General features: G+C 66.0%; 17 protein-coding genes and 1 tRNA gene. 1 reads left to right on the top strand and 17 read right to left on the bottom strand.

What is annotated here, in order from left to right:
* Window positions 1-3 precede the first annotated feature (3 nt).
* From FJ980_RS11175 to FJ980_RS11130, 10 genes are all read right to left on the bottom strand, one after another.
* Entirely contained in the window at window positions 4-1,521 is a 1,518-nt protein-coding gene (locus FJ980_RS11175) for an NADH-quinone oxidoreductase subunit C (RefSeq protein WP_140542977.1), read from the bottom strand.
* A gap of 20 nt (window positions 1,522-1,541) precedes the next feature.
* A complete protein-coding gene (locus tag FJ980_RS11170) occupies window positions 1,542-2,993 on the bottom strand; it encodes a hydrogenase 4 subunit F (RefSeq protein ID WP_140542944.1) in 1,452 nt (483 codons plus the stop codon).
* Window positions 2,990-3,652 carry a hydrogenase-4 component E gene (locus tag FJ980_RS11165; RefSeq protein ID WP_140542943.1) on the bottom strand — a complete coding sequence of 221 codons (663 nt, stop codon included), beginning with the start codon at window positions 3,650-3,652 and terminating at the stop codon, window positions 2,990-2,992. Before FJ980_RS11165 ends, FJ980_RS11170 begins: the two co-directional genes overlap by 4 nt.
* Complete coding sequence (locus tag FJ980_RS11160) at window positions 3,652-4,608, bottom strand: NADH-quinone oxidoreductase subunit H (protein ID WP_140542942.1); 957 nt, start codon at window positions 4,606-4,608, stop codon at window positions 3,652-3,654. Before FJ980_RS11160 ends, FJ980_RS11165 begins: the two co-directional genes overlap by 1 nt.
* Window positions 4,599-6,617 (bottom strand): hydrogenase 4 subunit B, encoded by a 2,019-nt coding sequence (gene hyfB / locus FJ980_RS11155; protein WP_140542941.1) that lies wholly within the window; start codon window positions 6,615-6,617, stop codon window positions 4,599-4,601. The genes FJ980_RS11160 and hyfB overlap by 10 nt, the downstream gene beginning before the upstream one ends.
* Entirely contained in the window at window positions 6,614-6,925 is a 312-nt protein-coding gene (locus tag FJ980_RS11150) for a helix-turn-helix transcriptional regulator (RefSeq protein WP_140542940.1), read from the bottom strand. Before FJ980_RS11150 ends, hyfB begins: the two co-directional genes overlap by 4 nt.
* 306 nt (window positions 6,926-7,231) lie before the next feature.
* The gene (locus tag FJ980_RS11145) at window positions 7,232-8,128 is read right to left on the bottom strand and encodes an RNA polymerase sigma factor (protein ID WP_140542939.1); all 897 of its coding nucleotides are present in this window, start codon (window positions 8,126-8,128) and stop codon (window positions 7,232-7,234) included.
* 49 nt (window positions 8,129-8,177) lie between these two features.
* On the bottom strand, window positions 8,178-8,498 hold the full coding sequence (locus tag FJ980_RS11140) for a hypothetical protein (protein WP_246676393.1): 321 nt from the start codon (window positions 8,496-8,498) through the stop codon (window positions 8,178-8,180).
* A 162-nt stretch (window positions 8,499-8,660) separates the two neighbouring features.
* On the bottom strand, window positions 8,661-10,316 hold the full coding sequence (locus FJ980_RS11135; RefSeq protein ID WP_140542938.1) for an FAD-binding dehydrogenase: 1,656 nt from the start codon (window positions 10,314-10,316) through the stop codon (window positions 8,661-8,663).
* Between the two features lie 39 nt (window positions 10,317-10,355).
* Window positions 10,356-11,342 carry a Gfo/Idh/MocA family oxidoreductase gene (locus FJ980_RS11130; RefSeq protein ID WP_140542937.1) on the bottom strand — a complete coding sequence of 329 codons (987 nt, stop codon included), beginning with the start codon at window positions 11,340-11,342 and terminating at the stop codon, window positions 10,356-10,358.
* 574 nt (window positions 11,343-11,916) lie between these two features.
* Here FJ980_RS11130 and FJ980_RS11125 point away from each other — a divergent pair.
* The gene (locus tag FJ980_RS11125) at window positions 11,917-12,093 is read left to right on the top strand and encodes a hypothetical protein (protein ID WP_140542936.1); all 177 of its coding nucleotides are present in this window, start codon (window positions 11,917-11,919) and stop codon (window positions 12,091-12,093) included.
* Window positions 12,094-12,127: 34 nt separating this feature from the next.
* Here FJ980_RS11125 and FJ980_RS11120 read toward each other — a convergent pair whose 3' ends face one another.
* From FJ980_RS11120 to FJ980_RS11090, 7 genes are all read right to left on the bottom strand, one after another.
* Entirely contained in the window at window positions 12,128-12,433 is a 306-nt protein-coding gene (locus FJ980_RS11120; protein ID WP_140542935.1) for a UBP-type zinc finger domain-containing protein, read from the bottom strand.
* A gap of 127 nt (window positions 12,434-12,560) precedes the next feature.
* Entirely contained in the window at window positions 12,561-14,222 is a 1,662-nt protein-coding gene (locus FJ980_RS11115; RefSeq protein WP_140542934.1) for a cyclic nucleotide-binding domain-containing thioredoxin-disulfide reductase, read from the bottom strand.
* A 460-nt stretch (window positions 14,223-14,682) separates the two neighbouring features.
* A tRNA-Leu gene (locus FJ980_RS11110) sits at window positions 14,683-14,767 on the bottom strand.
* Window positions 14,768-14,847: 80 nt separating this feature from the next.
* Complete coding sequence (locus tag FJ980_RS11105) at window positions 14,848-15,468, bottom strand: 2,3-bisphosphoglycerate-dependent phosphoglycerate mutase (RefSeq protein ID WP_140542933.1); 621 nt, start codon at window positions 15,466-15,468, stop codon at window positions 14,848-14,850.
* Window positions 15,469-15,498: 30 nt separating this feature from the next.
* Window positions 15,499-16,320 (bottom strand): 4-hydroxy-tetrahydrodipicolinate reductase, encoded by an 822-nt coding sequence (dapB, locus tag FJ980_RS11100; RefSeq protein WP_140542932.1) that lies wholly within the window; start codon window positions 16,318-16,320, stop codon window positions 15,499-15,501.
* Complete coding sequence (locus tag FJ980_RS11095) at window positions 16,317-18,188, bottom strand: ABC transporter ATP-binding protein (RefSeq protein WP_140542931.1); 1,872 nt, start codon at window positions 18,186-18,188, stop codon at window positions 16,317-16,319. Before FJ980_RS11095 ends, dapB begins: the two co-directional genes overlap by 4 nt.
* 120 nt (window positions 18,189-18,308) lie before the next feature.
* Complete coding sequence (locus tag FJ980_RS11090; RefSeq protein ID WP_140542930.1) at window positions 18,309-19,328, bottom strand: glucokinase; 1,020 nt, start codon at window positions 19,326-19,328, stop codon at window positions 18,309-18,311.
* Window positions 19,329-19,648: the final 320 nt, after the last annotated feature.

The raw sequence follows: 19,648 nt of genomic DNA, 5'->3' as shown, positions 1-19,648 counted from the left end.
GTTCTAGAGGTCGTGGCCGGAATAGGAGCAGTTGAACGATTTGTTGCAGATCGGGAAGTCGGCGACGATGTTGCCCTCGATCGCCGCTTCAAGCAGCGGCCACTGGAACCAAGAAGGGTCGCGCAGGTGGCAGCGCTCGACCAAGCCGCCCTCGCCGATGCGCAGCCAGACCAGGATATCGCCGCGGAAACCCTCGACCAGCGTCATGCCCTCGCGCGGCCCATCCGCAACATCGCCCGCTGTGGCGACGCCGATCGGCCCGGCGGGCAGGCGCGCCAGGATTTGCTCGACCAGCGACACGCTCTGCTCGACTTCGCGCACGCGGATCCAGACGCGCGCGTTGACGTCGCCCTCCTGCAGCACCGGCACATCGAAGGCGAGTTGGTCGTAGGGCGCATAGCCCGGCGTGCGCCGTGCATCGAAATCGCGGCCGGAGGCGCGCCCGACATAGCCGCCGGCGGCATATTGGCGGGCAAGCTCGACCGTGAGCCGGCCGGTCGCCACCGTGCGGTCCTGCAGCGAGGCGGTGTTGTCGTAGAGCTCGACCAGATGCGGGAAGCGCTGCCCGATCTCCGCGACCAGCGACCGGATGGCGCTCGCTCCCGCCTCGCTCAGATCGCTTGCCGTGCCGCCGGGCAGGATGCGGTCGCGCATCAGGCGATGGCCGAAGGCGGCGTCGGCGGCGCGCAGCACGCGTTCGCGCAGCAAGCCGCAATGCGCATGCATGATCGCGAAGGCGGCGTCGTTGCAGATCGCGCCGATGTCGCCGAGATGGTTGGCAAGGCGCTCCAGCTCGGCCATCAGCGCGCGCAGCCATATCGCGCGCGGCGGCGGCGTGATGCCGAGCGCGGCTTCGACGGCCCGGGCGAAGGCCAGCGAGTAGGCCACCGTGCTGTCGCCCGAGGTCCGGCCCGCCAGCCCGGCCGCGCGATCCGCCGATGCGCCGGCCATCAGGCCTTCGATGCCCTTGTGCGCATAGCCCAGCCGCTCCTCCAGCCGCACCACCGTTTCGCCGCCGGCCGTGAAGCGGAAATGCCCCGGCTCGATGATGCCGGCATGCACCGGGCCGACCGCGATCTGGTGCAGGCTCTCGCCTTCCGCCGCGAGGAACCGGTAGGAGGCGGCGGCTGCCGGCCCGCCGGGCTGCGCAGCCAGCGGATGCGAGACTCCCCATTGGCCGTGGTCGAGCCAGCGGCGGGTATCGGGCAGGCCCTGCGGCGCCAGCCCGAACAGGTCCGCGGCGGCGCGTTCCAGCCGCAAGGCGGGCGGATGATATTGGCCGACCGACGGGTAGCGGCCGCCGCGGCAATCCAGGCTGATGACGCCGACGTCGAGTGCCTCGTCGAGAAGCGCCATGTGCATCTTCTCCGGCTCTCCCCACAGGCCGAGCAGGCTCCAGTGGCCATTGGCGAGTTGCTCGACGGCAAGGTTCCAGACTTTCGGGGCAACCACGGCGCGCGGCCAGGGGACGTGATGCTCGATCAGGCGGCCGGCTCCGATGAGATCGGCGAGCGCGGGCATGTTCTTCCTCGCCATGCGCATCACCCCAATATCCCGGCGACGTGCTGGAACCATGCCACCAGCGGCCCCGGCAGATAGATGCCGGCAGCGAACACCAGGGCGAGGTGCGAGTACATCGGCACGTAGGATGCCTCGACCGGTGCCATGCCCCCGCGCGGCTCGCCGAAGGCAAGCCCTGTCAGCCGCAGCAGCAGCGCCCCGAAGGCGATCAGCAGCCCGAACACCAGCGGGATAGCCAGCCACGGATGCCTGGCGAAGGTCGAGCTGACGACCAGGAACTCGCTCATGAAGATGCCGAGCGGCGGCAGGCCGGCTATCGCTACGACGCCGATGACGAGCGCCCAGCCAAGCCCCGGATGGCTTTCGGTCAAGCCCCTGATCTCGGAGATACGCTGCGTGCCCTTGACCTGCGCGATATGGCCGACGGCGAAGAAGATCGCCGACTTGGTCAGGCTGTGCATGACCATGTGCAGCAGGCCGGCGAAGTTGGCGAGCGGGCCGCCCATGCCGAAGGCGAAGACGATGATGCCCATATGCTCGATCGAGGAATAGGCGAACAGGCGTTTGATGTCGCGGCGGCGGTAGAGCATGAAGGCCGCGAAGATCAGCGAGGTCAGCCCCATCGTGACCATCAGCGGTCCGGGGCCGATCGCCTGCGGGCTCGCCGCGAGCAGGAGCTTGAAGCGCAGCACGGCATAGAGCGCGACGTTGAGCAGCAGGCCCGACAGCACCGCCGAGATCGGCGTCGGGCCCTCGGCATGCGCGTCGGGCAGCCAGGCATGCAAGGGGGCAAGGCCGACCTTGGTGCCGTAGCCGAGCAGCAGGAAGATGAAGGCGACGCTGAGCAGGGCCGGATCGAAATGCGCCGCCTTTTCGATCAGCACCGACCAGCCCATGGCGTTGGTGCCCTCGCCGACGACCGGCTGGGCGGCCATGTAGACGAGGATGGTGCCGAACAGCGCAAGCGCGATGCCGACGCTGCCGAGGATGAAATATTTCCACGCCGCTTCCAGCGCCTCATGCGTGCGATAGATGCCGACCATCAGCACGGTGGTCAGCGTGGCGAGCTCCACCGCGACCCACATCAGGCCGATATTGTTCGACACGAAGGCGAGATTCATGCCGAACATCATGATCTGGTACATCGCGTGGTAGAATCTGAGGTTCGGCGCGGTCAGCCGGCCGGTCTCCAGCTCATGCGCGATATAGGACGCGCTGAACACGCTGGTGGTGAAGCCGACGAATGTGTTGAGCACGATGAAGACGATGTTGAGATCGTCGACGATAAGATATTGCCCCGGCGCCGGCCGGTCGGTGACGAACAGCGACAGCGCGGCGAGCAAGGTGAGCAGGCTCGCGATCACGTTGACGATCGCCGCCATTCGGTAGTTCGGAAATGCCGCCAGAATGGCCGCGGCGCCCGCCGGAATGAAAAGGATCGCGGCCACGGCGTCGAAGGAAAACCCGCTCACCGGCGTTCTCCCCGGTAGTCGTCGAGCGCGCCGACATCGACCGTATCGAACCGCTCGCGGATGCGGAACAGGAAGACGCCGATGACGATGAAGGCGATCAGGATCGAGAAAGCGACGCTGATCTCGACCACCAGCGGCATGCCCTTGGCGCCGGTGGCGGCCAGCACCAGACCGTTCTCCAGCGACATGAAGCCGACGACCTGGCTGACGGCGTTGCGCCTCGTCACCATCACCAGCAGCCCCAGCAGGATGATCGACAGCGCGAAGGCGAGATCCTCGCGGGCGAGCGGGTCGGCCTCGGGCGTCACCCTCAGCATCAGCACCATGGAAAGCGTCACCAGCCCGATGCCGGCGAGCATGGTCGGGCCGATGCCGACGGCGGTCTCGATGTCGCGATGGATGCCGAGCCGCTGGATGATGCGATGCAGACCGACGGGAATGACAATCGCCTTGAAGACCAGCGCGATCGCCGCGGTGATGTAGAGGTGGTGCGCGTCCTGGATATAGGCCTGCCATGCCACCGACAGCGCGAGCACGACCGCGTGCAGGGCAAAGACGTTGATCAGCGCGAACAACCGGTCCTGGTAGAGCATCATGAAAGAGATCAGCACCAGGCTGCCGGCGAGCAGATGGGCGATGTCGAAGGTGATCCCGTTCATCACAGGCTCCGCGAGACGAACAGCAGGAGCGTGCCGAGCAGCGCCAGCATCAGTGCTGCGCCCAGGAAATCCGGCACGCGGAAGACGCGCATCTTGGCGACGGCCGTCTCGAACACGGCAAGCAGGACGGCGAGCACGGCGAGCTTGCCGAGATAGGCGGCGGCGCCGATGGCCAGCGATTGCGGCCCCGCCCCGGCGCTCGCCAACCCCCAGGGCAGGAAGACGCAGGAGATCAGCGACATGTAGAGCAGCAGCTTGATGAAGCTGGCGAGCTCGATCATCGCCAGATGGCGGCCGGAATATTCCAGGATCATCGCCTCATGCACCATGGTGAGCTCCAGATGCGTGGCGGGATTGTCGACCGGTATGCGCGCATTCTCGGCGATCGCCACCATCACCAGTGCGATCAGCGACATGCCGAGCGACACCCGCAGTCCGACCTCAGGCGAACCCATGAAGGCGGCGACCGTCGAAAGCTGCGTGGCGCCGGCCACCAGCGCCAGGCTGAACACGATGAGCAGCATCGCCGGTTCGGCGAGCGAGGCGATCATCACCTCGCGACTCGCGCCGATGCCGCCGAAGCTGGTGCCGACATCCATTCCAGCCAGCGCCTGGAAGAAGCGCGCGCTGCCGAGCAGCGCCACGATGACGATGAGATCGGCGGCCCAGCTGAACTCAAGGCCGGAGGCGAAGGTTGGAACCAGCGCCGCCGCGACCCAGGTGGCGGCGAAGATCAGATAGGGCGTCACGCGAAACAGCCAGGACGCGTTGTCGGCCAGCACGACCTCCTTGCGCATCAGCCTGACGAGATCGCGATAGGGCTGGACCACCGGCGGCCCCTGCCGCCGCACAAGCCTCGCCTTCACCTTGCGCACGAAGCCGATCAGCAGCGGCGCCAGCAACAGCACCGAAAACATCTGCACGCCCTGCACGGCCAGCTCGAGCATCAAGGCCATAGCGCAAGCACCAGGAGCAGAATGACGAGGTAGAGGAAGACCAGCGTCAGGTAGCGGCGGATGGTCAGGAACTGCAGGTGGTTCAGCCGCTCGGTGGCGAAATCGATCGCGCCGGCGATCGGCTGGTAGAATATCTCCCAGGCCACGTCATGCATATCCACCTTGAGGCGCGCCGGATCGAGCGAGCCCGGCGCCGGCATGTCCACCGTCTCGCGGGCGCGGAACGCGAAGCTGCCGAAGACGCGGCGAATAGGCTGCGCGAAGCTGACGGCGGTGTATTGTGCCGCCGGCACCGCGTCCGCGAAACCGCACCCCCATGCAATGCCCCGGCGCAGCGCATGCGAGGCGAAGCGGTGAACGAAGAAGGCCGCGAGTGACGCCGACATGGCGATGAAGCCGAACACCAGCAGGCCGTTATAGGAGCTGCGGCTCTCGGCGATCGGCACGATCGACAGCCAGGGCTCAGCCATCTGCACCGGCATGCGGTCGCCGATAAGCGACAGCGTCACCGGCGACAGGCCGTCGATGACGAGGCCTGGCAGGATGCCTGCGAGCAGGCAGAAAGCGGCAAGCACGGCCATCGCCGCCAGCGACCAGCGGTCGACCTCATGCGCCCGTTCCACCGCCGCCGACCGCGCCCGGCCAAGGAAGGTGATGCCGAATGCCTTGACGAAGCAGGCCGCGGCCAAAGCCGCCGAAAGCGCCAGCAGGCCGCCGACCGCGGGAACGATGACCTTCAGCCCCCACTGCGGCAGCTCGGGGCTGCGCAATATGGCCTGGAAGACCAGCCATTCGGAGGCGAAGCCGTTGAAGGGCGGCAGCGCCGAGATCGAGACGCAGCCGATGAGGAAGACGAAGCTGGTGACCGGCAGGCGATGGATGAGGCCGCCGAGCTTTTCCATGTCGCGTTCGCCGGTCGCCGTCAGCACCGCGCCTGCGCCGAAGAACAGCAGGCTCTTGAAGAAGGAATGGTTGAGCACATGGAAAAGCGCCGCCGTGAGGGCCAGCGCCGCCGCCGACGGCATGGCGTTCGCCTTGAAGGCGAGCGCGAGCCCGAGACCGGCGAAGATGACGCCGATATTTTCGATGGTCGAATAGGCGAGCAGCCGCTTCAGGTCGTTTTCCATCAGCGCGTGCAGGATGCCGAGCACCGCCGTCACACCGCCGATGAGAAGCACAACAATGCCCGACCACCATGCCGGTTCGCCAAGCAGGTCGAACACCACGCGGATGAAGCCGTAGATGGCGACCTTGGTCATGATGCCGCTCATCAGCGCCGATACGTGGCTGGGTGCTGCCGGATGGGCAAGCGGCAGCCAGGCATGCAGCGGCACGAGGCCGGCCTTGGAGCCGGCGCCGAGCAGCATGAGACCCAGCACCGCGCCTGCCGCGAGCGGGCCTGGGTGCGCAGCCCGCATCGCGTCGAACGCATAGGTCCCCGCCGGTCCTGCCAGCAGGCCGAAGGCAAGCAGCAGCGCCATCGTGCCGAAGCTCGCCATCACCAGGTAGATGGTGCCGGCGCGCCGGTTGGCGTCGTCGCGATGATGCGCCATGACCAGCGCCCAGGAGGCGAGCGACATGAACTCCCAGGACAGAAGGAAGCTGAAGGCGTCGTCGGCCAGCACGACGAGGTTCATGCCGGCCAGGAACGCCGGATAGAACGGCAGCACGCGATGCGGCGCGGATTCGTGCCGGCCGTAGCCAAGAGCATAAAGGCTGGTGACGGCGCCGCCCAGATTGACAACGACGAGGAAGAACGCCGACAGGCTGTCGAGGCGGAACCGGGCGCCCGTCCACGGCAGGCCGAGCGGCAAAGCGATGGCGGGCGCCTCGCCGGGGTTGCTGGCGAGATGGCCGGCGACGATCGCTAGCACGGCAGCTGAAATGACAAACGCGGCGCCATAGACCAGCCGCGTCGCGGCAGTGTGCCGGCCGGCGGCTGCGCCCAGTATAGCTGTTGTCAGAAGCGCGGCAGGGCCGCACAGCAGAAGCGCGACCGTCGAATTCACGGCTGGCTCCCGCTTCGTTCGGCCCCGTCGCCATGGGCTTCGGATGCCTTGGCCGGATCGAACCCGGCCTTCAGCCGCACGCCGCGTCCGCCGCCCTGGCTGACCGCGCCTTCCCCAATCAGCTCGATGCCGGCGATCTCGAGCGCCGCGATCAGCTTCATCAGCGAATCGACATTGCCGCGGATGATCGAGCCGCTCGCTTCCATGCGCTGGATCGTCGGCACCGACAGTCCGCACAATTCGGCAAGCCGGCGCTGATCGATGCCGAGCAGCGACCGAGCGGCGCGCAATTGCGGTGCGGTTATCACCGACGACTCTCTCGTTCAGTTCTGAGATATGAGGTGTCGGTGCTGTAGCCTACATTAAAATGTTCTATCGTCAAGGATTGATGTTTGAAACATCTATGTTGACGGTAGCTGGCCTGCCACAGCGCGGCATGAGGTCGGCCACAGTCCGAGCGGCGCGGCGAAGGTCGGGATTTCCGGCGGGCGAAGCTCCGGCACGGTGATGAGAACGGCGAACACGCGGTTCGAGAACGCGTACAGCCGCTCGAGCCGGAGGGAAACTCGGTCCGGTCGTGGGAACAGAAAAGCAGTGTTAGCGCGGTGTCGGCGTCATGCCCGCTCGCTTGGGACGAACAGGATGTCAGCCTCGGCGACACAATAAGGGACGTGCCGGAAATCGCGGATGCGCACGACCTCATCGCCGCGCCAGTCGATCAGCATGAAGCCGCGTACCGCATCGTGCGCCTGCGGGTTGCGGATCAGTATCGCCGGCTGGCCGTCGACGAAGCCGAGCGACACGGCCCAGTCGCCGAGGCGGTCGTAATTGCCGAAATAGGTCGAGGCTTCCTTCTTGCCGTTGAGGCGGGCGCAATTGAGGACGTCGACCTGGATGTCCTCGGCGATCAGCGTCCTGACCCCGTCGAAGTCGCGTTCATTGAACAGGTCGATGTAGCGGCGCAGCCGGCGCTCTTCTTCGGGATCGAGCATCGGCACCGCCACGTCGTCCGGTGCCGATGCCAGCGCCTTCAGTTCCGCCCGGCCGCGATGCAGTGCCGCCTTGGTGGCGGCTAAAGTCGCGCCCGTCACCTCGCAGGTCTCATGCAAGCTGAGGCCGAGCACATCGACCAGGATCACGGCGCTGCGCTGCGCCAGCGTGAGCCGCATGAAGCTGCGCAGGCTCGCCGCCGCCGCCAGTCTCGCCCCGGCGTCGGCGGAGAGATCTTCTATTTCGGTCATGTCGGCCTCGGTCATGCGTGAGCGCTCCCGCTGGCGGCGGCGCAGATGATCCTGCGCCGCATTATGGGCGATGCGGAACAGCCACTGCTCGGGACGCTCGACCGTGGCGCCGCCATCGTGAGCAGCAAGCGCCTTCACCACCGCCTCCTGCACGATGTCCTCGCCCTCGATTGCCGAGCTGGCCATGCGGGCGGCATAGCGGTGCAATTTCGGCCGCAGGCCGACAAGCATGGCCTCAAGCGCCGCGCGGTCGAATTTCGCTGTGATCATCGTCCTCGTTCCCTCAGTCGGCGGCTCGCCGGGCGATACCGTGCCCCGGTCAGGCCGGCACGGTCTCGTCGGTGTTCGCCAGCATATGATAGTTGCCGACGATCTTCGCCGGCGACCGGACCAGCGGTGTCGAGCGCCGCTCGGCGTGATCGGCGCCGAAGGCCTTGAAAGCGTCGAGTCCGGTCAGTGCCGAACTGTCTTTTTCATAACCGACGATGTGGACGAATTCGCCGTTGTCGAGCTCAAGCACGAGATAGCGCACGAATTGCTGCTGCGTTTCATCCAGTGCCTCGAACACCTTTGCCACCAGCGCCCGGTTCTCGGCGATGCTGGCGTCCTTCACGCTGTAGCGGATGAGATTGTAGGTCATGGTCGTCTCCTTCGGTTGGTCAAAGGAAGACGTTTCGGATGGGCGAAAAGGATTCGCAGGTCGCGAAAAATCTTTTTGAACGCGCGGGCAAAATACGCGTGCGGCGCGATCCTTCGCGCCCCCTCTGTCCTGCCGGCATCTCAATTATGGCATAGCTTCTTCTCAGGCGACCGCCTTCGCCGCGGCCCGTCCCGCGCTGCGCCCCGAAAAAATGCAGCCGCCGAGGAAGGTGCCTTCCAGCGCCGCATAGCCATGCACGCCGCCGCCGCCGAAGCCAGCGACCTCGCCCACCGCATAAAGCCCTGGCACCGGTTGCCCATCGGCGTCCAGCACGCGGCTGTCGAGATCGGTCTCCAGCCCGCCCAGCGTCTTGCGGGTCAGGATGTTGAGGCGCACCGCGATCAGCGGGCCGTTCGCCGGATCGAGCATCTTGTGCGGCCTCGCCGTGCGGATCAGCCTGTCGCCGAGATAGGCGCGCGCGCCGCGCAGCGCGGTGACCTGGGCGTCCTTGGAGAACGGATTGTCGAGCTGCATGTCGCGGGCGCGAATCTCGCGCTCGACCTGGGCGACGTCCAGCAGCGGCTCGCCGCCGGCCAGCGCGTTCATGCGCGCCACCAGTTTCGCAAGATCGGCCTCGACGATGAAATCCTCGCCCTTTTCCATGAACGCCTTCACCGGGCCGGGAATGCCTGAGGTCGCGCGGCCCAGCACCTGCCGCCAGCTTTTGCCGGTGAGATCGGGATTCTGCTCGGAGCCCGACAGCGCGAACTCCTTCTGGATGATCTTCTTGGTCAGGATGAACCAGGAATAGTCGAAACCGGTGCTCATGATGTGGCTGAGCGTGCCCAGCGTGTCGAAGCCCGGATAGAGCGGCGCCGGCAGCCTTCTGCCGCGCGCATCGAGCCAGATCGAGGAGGGGCCGGGCAGGATGCGGATCGCGTGCTCGGTCCAGATCGGCGCCCAGTTCCTGATGCCCTCGACATAGTGCCACATGCGGTCGCGATTGATGATCGACCCGCCGGCCGCCTCGGTGATCGCCAGCATGCGGCCGTCGACATGGTCCGGCACGCCGGTGATCATCCGCTTCGGCGGCGCACCCAGCCGCTGCGGCCAGTTCTGGCGCACCAGCTCGTGGTTGCCGCCGATGCCGCCGGAGGCGACGATCACCGCTTGTGCATGGAGCTCGAAATCGCCGGCCATGTCACGAGAACTCTTGCGACCGCGCTCGGCGTTGCTCGGTTCCAACACATCGCCGCGCACGCCCGTCACCGTATCGCCGCTGCGGACAATCTCGGTGACCCGGTGACGGAACCTGAACTCGACCAGCCCGCGCTTCTGCGCCTCGCGCACGCGCAGCACGAAAGGCTCGAGCACGCCGGGCCCGGTGCCCCAGGTGATGTGGAAGCGCGGCACCGAATTGCCGTGGCCGACGGCATTGCCGCCGCCGCGCTCGGCCCAGCCGACGACGGGGAAGAATTTCAGGCCCCGCTCGATCAGCCAGGAGCGCTTCTCGCCGGCGGCGAAACCGACATAGGCTTCCGCCCATTTGCGCGGCCAGAAATCCTCCGGCCGATCGAAGGCGGCCGTGCCCATCCAGTCCTCGAGCGCGAGGTCGTGCGAATCGCGGATGCGCATGCGCCGCTGCTCGGGCGTATCGACCAGGAACAACCCGCCGAACGACCAGAAAGCCTGGCCGCCCAGCGACTGTTCCGGCTCCTGGTCGACGATGATGATTTTCTGGCCGGCCTCCGCCAACTCCGTCGCGGCGACGAGGCCGGCCAGCCCCGCGCCGACAATGATCACGTCCGCGTCAGCCATTTTTCCTCCCAGAACTAGCCGGCAACTTATTGCAAAACCTCAGACGGGCTCCCAGCCGCCGTTGTCACCGGCGCGGAAGATGGCGTCGATGACTTTCTGGTTGAGCACCGATTCCTCCAGCGTGAAGACGCGGTCCTTGCCGCCTTGCGCGGCACGCACGAAGGCCTCGCATTCCAGCCGGTATTGCTGCGTGCCCGGGAAGCGGAATACCTGCGCCTCGCTGTGGTTCTGGTTGTGCAGCTCGATGCGGTGGTGGTCGTAGAGACCGGCATTGAACGGGGCGAAAACCTCGATGAAGCCCTTCTCGCCGTGGAACACCATCACCTGCCGCGCCGCCATCTGCGTCGACAGGTAGAAGGACAGCTCGAAATCGCCGAAATCGGCTCGGATCGAGGAATAGATGTCGGTGCCGAAAGTCTTGTCGCGCTCGATCGTCGCCTGCACCCGCAGCGGCTCCTTGCCGGTCGAAAAGCGCGTCGACACGGTCGGATAGACGCCGATGTCAGGCAGCGCGCCGCCGCCGAGATCGAGCTGGTTGCGCATGTTGTTGGGGTCGACATTGTAATAGGAAAACGCGCCCTGCACATGGCGCAGCCGGCCGATGGCGCCGCTTGCGATCAGGTCGCGCACCTTGATCCATTGCGGGTGATAGACGACCATGAAGGCCTCGCAGACCAGCACCTTCTTCTCATCGCGCAGCTTGATCAGCGGCGGAATGTCCTTGGCGTCGAGCGCCAGCGGCTTCTCGACCAGCACATGTTTTCCGGCCTCGATTGCTTTTGCCGTCCATTCGACATGCTGGGAGGTGGGCAGCGGGATGTAGACGCCGTCGACCTCCTTGGAGGCGAGCAGTTCTTCATAGGAGCCGAAGGCATGACGGGCGCCGAAACGCTCGCCCAGCGCCTTGGCCTTCGACAGGTCGCGGCTGGCGATCGTCGACAGGACGCCGTTCTCCGACTCCACGATTGCCGGCAAAAGCTGCTCGCGGCCGATCTTCGCCGTCGACAGAACGCCCCATCGGAACATCACGCTTCTCCGTGTCGGTTTACAGGCGACGAGGTTTGCCTGAAATCGGCGGAAAAGCCAATGCGTGAGGCAGCGCGCCGCTCCTCGCCCCACGCAGTGGGCTACGGCACGCACACATTTCCAAGCGGCTAGCCTTTGGCGATAGCCTGCTTGTCAGCTTGGCGCATGCGTTGTCTTGCGTAGCGCAGGTCGACCCCACTCCGTCTCGGCTTCGCCGAGCCACCTCTCCCCCGATCGACGGGATAGAGGAAGGCGCCAAGCTTCTTGCCGTCAATGCTCGTCCAGCAAGGCTCCCTTCCTTTCCCTCCGGAGGGGGGAAAGGTGGCGCTGCGAAGCAGCGACGGATTGGGGGAACCACGTGGCAATCAAGCCTCAGGTCGATCAGTCACGCCAGTCACAGAAGATGTGTGTGCATAGCGTAGACAAAGTGGGGAGAGCTGACCGCGCAGCGGACGAGAGGGGATAGCGCTGCCCTTTGCGATTGCAGCAGATCGTCCCGCGTTAACCGAATCGGAAGGAGATGTTTAACGCTTCGTCTCTATGTCCCCTCCCCGGGAGGCACAACAGAGCGAGCATGATGAACGACGAAAAGCGAAACGAATGGCGCGCCATCTTTTACGTGCAGGCGCGCGTCGCCATCCTGTTTGTGCCGGTTGTGCTCAGCCTTCTCCTCATCGGCATCTTGGCCGGCAATGAGCGCAAATCCGTGCCCGATGCCGTCGATCCAACCGTGACGAGCTCGGTGCGCTGAACAAGGCGTCGCCCGGCCGGCTTGCCCTTCACCGTCAAACAAACTTCGGGATCGGCCCGTTCTGCGGCGTCGTGTCGTCGCCGAGATCGATGAACACCTCGTCGACGAAGCACCAGCCCCAGCCTTCCGGCGGGTCGTAGCCCTCGATGATCGGATGCTGCGTGGCATGGAAATGTTTCGTCGCGTGGCGGTTGGGCGAGTCGTCGCAGCAGCCGACATGGCCGCAGGTGCGGCAGAGCCTCAGATGCACCCACCAGGAACCGCTCTTCAGGCATTCCTCGCAGCCGAGCGCGCTCGGCGTGACCTTTTTGATGTCCTTCGTATGCCTGCATTCGTCCATCGTGGTCTCCCGGCCGGTTTGGCCTATTGGTTCTAGAGCATGATCCCGAAAAGTGGGAACCGGTTTTCGGAGAAAGATCATGCTCCAACAAAGAGTTGCACCGTGATGACGATTCAACGAACCGCCATCACGGTCTAGCGGCGCCGTCCCGCGCCAGATAGGCATGCAGCGCCGCAACCACCTGCGCGCCTTCGCCGACGGCGGCAGCGACGCGCTTGGTCGAGCCGCAGCGCACGTCGCCGATGGCGAACACCCCGCTGCGGCTGGTCTCCATCAGCCCGTGCCCCGGTGTCGTGTCCGGCCCGGTGCGCACGAAACCCTTGGCATCCAGCGCCACGTTGCAGTTCGCAAGCCAATCGGTGTTCGGGTCGGCGCCGATGAACAGGAAGAGGTGGCGGATGGCGCGCATCGTCTCTTCGCCGGTCGTCCGGTTGCGCCAGCGCAGCGTTTCGAGATTGCCTTCGCTGCCCGCGAGTGCCGCGACCTCGGTCTCGGTCAGCACCTCGATGTTGGGCTGCGCCGCGATGCGCTCGACCAGATAGCGCGACATGGTGGCGTCGAGGCTGTCGCGGCGCGCCAGCAGCGTCACCTTGCGCACCTGGCTCGCCAGATAGACGGCCGCCTGTCCCGCCGAATTGCCGGCGCCTACCAGCGCCACCTCCTGATCCTGGCAAAGCCTGGCCTCGATCGGCGAAGCCCAGTAATGCACCGAGGTCCCCTCGAATTGCGCGAGGTTGGCGATATCGAGGCGGCGGTAGCGCGCGCCGCTGGCGATCACTACCGCGCGCGAGCGCACCGTTTCACCATCGCCGATGGCAAGCTGGTAGCGGGCGCCGTCGCCGTCGAGCAGCTTCGCCTCGTCGGGGATCACCATCTCGACCCCGAATTTCTGCGCCTGGTTGTAAGCGCGCGCCATCAGCGCCATGCCGGTGATGCCGGTCGGGAAGCCGAGATAGTTTTCGATGCGGGCCGAGGCGCCCGCCTGTCCGCCGAAGGCGCGGCAATCGAGCACGATGGTCGACAGCCCTTCCGAGGCGGCATAGACCGCCGCCGCCAGCCCCGCCGGCCCGGCGCCGACGATCGCCACGTCATAGATCTTGTCGGCATCGATCGGCCGCAGCAGGCCGACGCAGCGGGCAAGCTCGGTCTCGCCCGGATTGTGCATGAGCTTGCCGTTGGGGCAGAGCACGATCGGCAGATGGTGCGGGTCGACATGAAACCGCTCGATCAGCGTTTTCGCGCAAGGATCGGTGTCGGAATCGAGAGCGCGATGGGGAAGTCCGCTGCGCCGCAGAAAGCCCTGCAGCCGCAGTACGTCGCCACTGCCGGGCGGACCGATGACGACCGGCCCGCTGGCGCCGCTTTCGAGCAGGCCGACACGGCGCAGGATCAGCGCCCGCATGACGCGCTCACCGAGATTGGCCTCCTGCACCATCAGATCGCGCAGCCGCTGCGAGGGGATGACGATCGCCTCGACTGGTCCATTCGCCTCGGCATTGACCAGCGACGGCCGGTTCGACAATTGCGCCAACTCGCCGACGAAATTGCCAGCGCCATGGCTGATGATCGCCTCGCGCGGGCCAAGCCCGCCGGCCTGAGTGATATCGACCTTGCCCGACAGGATGAGGATCAGCCCGGGGGACACGGTGCCGGCCGTCACGATGTGGTCGCCGGCGGCATAGGCTGTGGCCTCGCCGAAGCGGCGCATGCGCTCGATATCCGCGTCGGTGAGCACGGGAAACATCTGGTCGCGGCGCGCGGCGATGGTCGGGCTGACGGAAGGGGCCATGGGCGGACCGTAGCGTCAGGGGCGGCTGGTTTGAAGTGGTTTGTTGGGGACTGGCCGGAAGGGGAGGTTGGGCTCTAGGAGTTCGTTACGCCCGGGCTTGACCCGCGGAACTGGTTTGGAGCGGCTTGTTCGGGGACGGACCGGAAGGGGAGATTGGGCCAACGGCCACATGTCGTCGTTCTCGGGCTCGACCCGAGAATCCATGCCGAGACGCGGGTCATATAGTGCAACGGAGCAGAATTCTGTAACCGCTGCAACGCCTCGACGTCACGGCATGGATTCCAGGGTCTGCGCGCGTCGCTTCGCTCCTTGCTCCGCCCTGGAATGACGAAGTTCGGAAGCTTACGGCTAATCGCGAACGTTGAGACTTGCACCCCGTTGGCAGTCGGGCTCAAATGGCGACCCCTTCGCTCTCGGAGCTCCGGGATGGCCTGCCATCCGAAGCTCGAAGAGCGAAGGATGGTGCCCAGAAGAGGACTCGAACCTCCACTCCTTGCGGAACACGGACCTGAACCGTGCGCGTCTACCAATTCCGCCATCTGGGCTGGTGGGCGCTCATGTAAGCGGGCAAACGATATGTGTCAACGCGCTTTTTTCGCGGGCAGCCTTGGCTGGCCCAACAGCCTCACCCCTCCAGCACGTCCTTCTTCGCCACGGTGGAATCGGCGTTGAGCTTGTAGATGACCGGCACGCCGGTGCCGAGCTCGAGCTTGACGATCTCCTCGCCGCTCTTGCCGTCCAGCGCCATGATCAGCGCGCGCAACGAATTGCCGTGCGCGGCGACCAGCACGGTCTCGCCGCGCAGCACATGTGGCTGCACCTCGTGCAGGTAATAGGGCCATACGCGCGCGCCGGTATCCTTCAGGCTTTCGCCGCCGGGAGGCGCGATGTCGTAGGAGCGGCGCCAGATATGCACCTGCTCCTCGCCCCATTTCTTGCGCGCGTCATCCTTGTTGAGGCCGGAGAGGTCGCCATAGTCGCGCTCGTTGAGCGCCTGGTCGCGGATCGTCGTGAGCTCGCTCTGGCCGACGATGTCGAGGATGTGCTGGCAGGTCACCTGCGCCCGCTTCAAGGCAGACGTGTAGGCGATGTCGAATTTCAGACCGCGCGCCTTGAGCTTCTCGCCGGCGGCAAGCGCCTCGGCTGTGCCCTGCTCGGTCAGCCCGACGTCGCGCCAACCGGTGAACAGGTTCTTCAGGTTCCATTCGCTCTGGCCGTGGCGCACGAGCACGAGAGTTCCCGACATGTTTGCTCCTATGGAATATTTGGATAATGATCAGCTCAGACCGAGCACGTCCCGCATGGAATAAAGCCCCGGCTTCTTCGCGCGGGCCCAAAGCGCGGCCTTCACCGCGCCGCGGGCGAAGATCGCCCGGTCCTCGGCATAATGCGAAAGCGTGATGCGCTCGCCGGTGCCGGCCAGGATCACGCTGTGGTCGCCGACGACGGAGCCGCCGCGCAGCGTGGCGAAGCCGATGGACCCGGCCTTGCGCAGGCCGGTATGGCCGTCGCGCACCCGCACGCTGTTGCCGGCAAGATCGATGCCGCGTCCTTTGGCAGCAGCCTCGCCGAGCAGCAGCGCCGTGCCGGACGGCGCGTCGACCTTGTGCCGGTGATGCATTTCCAGGATCTCGATGTCGAAATCGTCGGCGTCGAGCGCCTTCGCAGCCTGCTCGACCAGCACCGCCAGAAGATTGACGCCGAGGCTCATATTGCCGGATTTGACGATGGTGGCATGGCGCGCGGCGGCGGCGATCTTCGCATCGTCGTCGGCCGAGCAGCCGGTGGTGCCGATGATATGGACGATGCGCGCCTGCGCGGCATAGCCGGCGAATTCGACGCTTGCCGCGGGTGCCGTGAAATCGAGCACGCCGTCGGCCTTGGCGAAGGCCGGCAGCGGATCGTCGACGATCGGCACGTTGATGATGCCGATGCCGGCGAGCTCGCCGGCATCCTTGCCGAGATGGGCCGAGTCCGGCCGCTCGACCGCCGCGGCGACGCGCGCGCCGGGCATTGTGTGGATGGCGCGGATCAGCGTCTGGCCCATGCGGCCGGCGGCGCCCACCACCACCAGGCCCATATCGCCGGCTTCACTCATGCGCTCCTCCTGACGGTCTTCTTGGCGCGGCTGCGCGATGCGGGAGTTTGGGCCGAAGTCTGGGTTGCCTTGACGTCGTCGACAAGCCCCAGCCCCTTCTTGCCCTGTATCCGGTGGAAGCGGGCATAGATGCTGTGCGGGTCGGCCATCAGCGTCGCATGCGTGCCTTCCTCGACCAGCCGCCCTTCCTCCAGCACGATGATGCGGTCGGCATTGACCACCGTCGACAGCCGGTGCGCGATCACGATGGTGGTGCGCCCTTCCATGACATGGGTCAGCGCTTCCTGCACGCGCGCTTCCGCCTCGTTGTCGAGCGCCGAGGTCGCCTCGTCGAGCAGAAGGATGGGCGCCTGGCGCACGATGGCGCGGGCGATCGAGACGCGCTGGCGCTGGCCGCCCGATAGCGTCGCGCCGTTCTCGCCGACCGGCGTGTCGTAGCCTTGCGGCTGCTGGCGGATGAAATCGTCGGCGGCCGCCTGTTTCGCCGCCTGCTCGATCTCGGCGTCGGTGGCGGAGAGCCGGCCGTAGCGGATGTTGTCGCGGATCGTGCCTTCGAACAGATAGGGCGCCTGCGAGACATAGGCGATCGATTGGCGCAGCGACCGCTTCGTCACCTTCGAGATGTCCTGGCCGTCGACTTCGATCGAGCCCTGGTCGACGTCGTAGAAGCGCTGCAGCAGCGCCACCAGCGTCGACTTGCCTGCGCCCGAGGCGCCGACGATCGCCGTCACCTTGCCGGCGGCGGCGGTGAAGCTCAGGTCCCGCAGCACCGGCATGTCGGCGCTGTAGCCGAACGTCACATTGTCGAAGCGCACCTCGCCGGTGGTGATCCTGGCCTCGACCGCGTCGGGCGCGTCGCTCTGCTTCGGCTCGAGGTCGAGCAGCTCGTAGATCATGCGCGCATTGACCAGCGCGCGCTCCATCGTGACCTGCATGCGGGCCAGGCGCCGCGCCGGGTCATAGGCAAGGATCAGCGCGGTGATGAAGGAAAACACCGCGCCCGGCGGCTGGCCCAGCACCAGCGCCCGGTAGCCGGAATAAGCGATGACGGCGGTAACCGCGAGGCCGGCCAGCATGTCCGAAATCGGCGACAGCCGTTCGGAGACGCGGGCGATCTTGTTGCTGCGCTGCTCGGCGGTGTCGGCCATGACGCCGATGCGGCGCGCCAGCTCGTCCTCCATGGTGAAGGCCTTGACGATGGCGATGCCTTGCGTGGCCTCCTGCACCGACCCGCTCAGTCGCGAGTTGATCAGCACGGATTCGCGGTTGATCTTGCGCACCCGCCGCGTGATGTAGACGACCGCCCAGATCAGCGGCGGCCCGATCAGCAGCGAGCTGAGCGACAGCACCGGATCCTGGTAGACCATCAGCCCGACGAGGCCGACCAGGGTCACCGCGTCGCGGGTGATGGAAATCAACGTCAGCGACAAGAGATCGCGAATGCCGCCGACATTCTCGTCCACCTGCGCCGCCAGGCGGCCGGAGCGCGTGTCGTTGAAGAAATCGACGCCGAGCTTCATCAGATGGTCGAAGATGCGCTTCTGGTAGCGGGCCACCAGATTGTTGCCGATCGTCGCCAGGGCTATCGCCTGGCCGTAGCCGGCGAAGCCGCGCACCAGAAAGGCTCCCATGAAGCCGGCGCAGATCCACACGATCGCGTCGCCGCGCCGTTCGTAGAAGATCTCGTTGACCATCGGAGCCATGACCCAGGCCGAGAAGGCGGTCGCGCCCGACACCAGCAGCGAGCAGACGATGACGACCGCGTAGGACCAGCGATGGTCATAGCCGTTTTCAGCGACGATACGGCGCAGCACCGCCGTGACCTCGGCGGGCCGGCTTTTTGGCTTGTTTGGATTTTGAAGTGTCAAATCGGAAGCGCTTCGTGGGTTCTCGTAAACGTCAGGACGCCTTTTTCGCACCCTCTTAGCGCCCCGGCTACGGCTTGCCTATGGCGAAACTTCGTCGCGCCGTCCCGAGCGCCGGCGCGATTACGTCCGCCAATGCCGCCCCGCCGTCCGCACGCCGAACAGCGAAGGCGTCCTGGCATAGGCGGCAAGCCCGAGCAGCGCCGCCAACGGATGGGTGATGACATAGACCGGCATCTCGCGCATCAGCGCGCGGTGCGGCGCCTTGTCCTCGAACGCAGCGCGGAAATTGCCCGCTTTGAGCGCCGGCACGATCTTTTGCGCGATGCCGCCGGTCAGGAACACGCCGCCGCGACCCATGAACACCAGCGCCAGGTCGCCCGCCGTGCGGCCAAGGCAGGTGACGAACAGCGCCAGCGCCTCCTCGGCGGCCGGATCGGACTTCGAAAGCGCCGCCGCGGTGACCTCGGCCGGCGTGGTCAAGGGAGTCGGCTTGCCGTCCGTCCTGGCCACGGCGCGATAGACATTGACCAGGCCGCGTCCGCACAGGATCTGCTCGCCGGATATGCGGCCCTCGAGCTTGTCGATATGCGGGAACACTTCGAAGTCGCGCGGCGTGCGCGGGCCAATGTCCATATGCCCGCCCTCGCCCGGCACCGGTATCCAATGGTCGAGCGCATAAATCAGCCCGGCGACGCCGAGACCAGTTCCGGGACCGAGCACGACCCGGCTCGCATTGGGTTCCGGCGTGCCGCCGCCGATCTTTTCCATATGCTCTTCGCCGAGCGCCACCACGGCCAGCGCCTGCGCCTCGAAATCGTTGAGCACGACGACCTCGCCCAGGCCCAGATTGGCAAGCATCTGCCGGGGCCTCACGACCCAGGGGCAGTTGGTGAGCGGGATCTCGTCGCCGTCAACCGGCCCGGCGACCGCCAGCACCGCCGAGTTCGGCTGGATGGACGAGCGGTCGAGCACCGCCGCCTGGATCGCCTCGTCGATGGTCTTGAAATTCGCGGTCTGGACGATCTGCGGCTCGGTGGCTTCCGAATTGGCGTCGAGCACGATCGAAAAGCGCGCATTGGTGCCGCCAATGTCGCCGATCAGGACCGGAAACCGCAGTCCCTTCTCGTCTTCGCCTGCCATGCTCTTGATCGTCCTCGCTGCGGCGCCGCTGCGCCGTTTCAATCGATTGACTAGCGCATGACCCCGCAAAGGGGAAGCCCGCTTGCGCCTTAGCGCAATTCCAGGAAAAGTGTGAGCGGTTAGGCTCGGCGCCCGCGCCGTGGTTTTCCGTCCGGAATTGCGTCAAAGCGAAGAGATAGGGCGTTTCGCCGCTTCGTGAAACGGTGGAACGCGTTAGTTCTCCGACACAGGGATTTTGAAAGGTTGCCGTTTGTCTTGGTGCAAGATTTTCCGTTCATTTCCGTGAAACCAGCACAAACCGCCGGGGATTGGTTGAAGCC

Source organism: Mesorhizobium sp. B1-1-5, from assembly GCF_006443065.1.
GTDB lineage: Bacteria > Pseudomonadota > Alphaproteobacteria > Rhizobiales > Rhizobiaceae > Mesorhizobium.
This window is presented reverse-complemented; position numbering and strand designations above follow the sequence as displayed.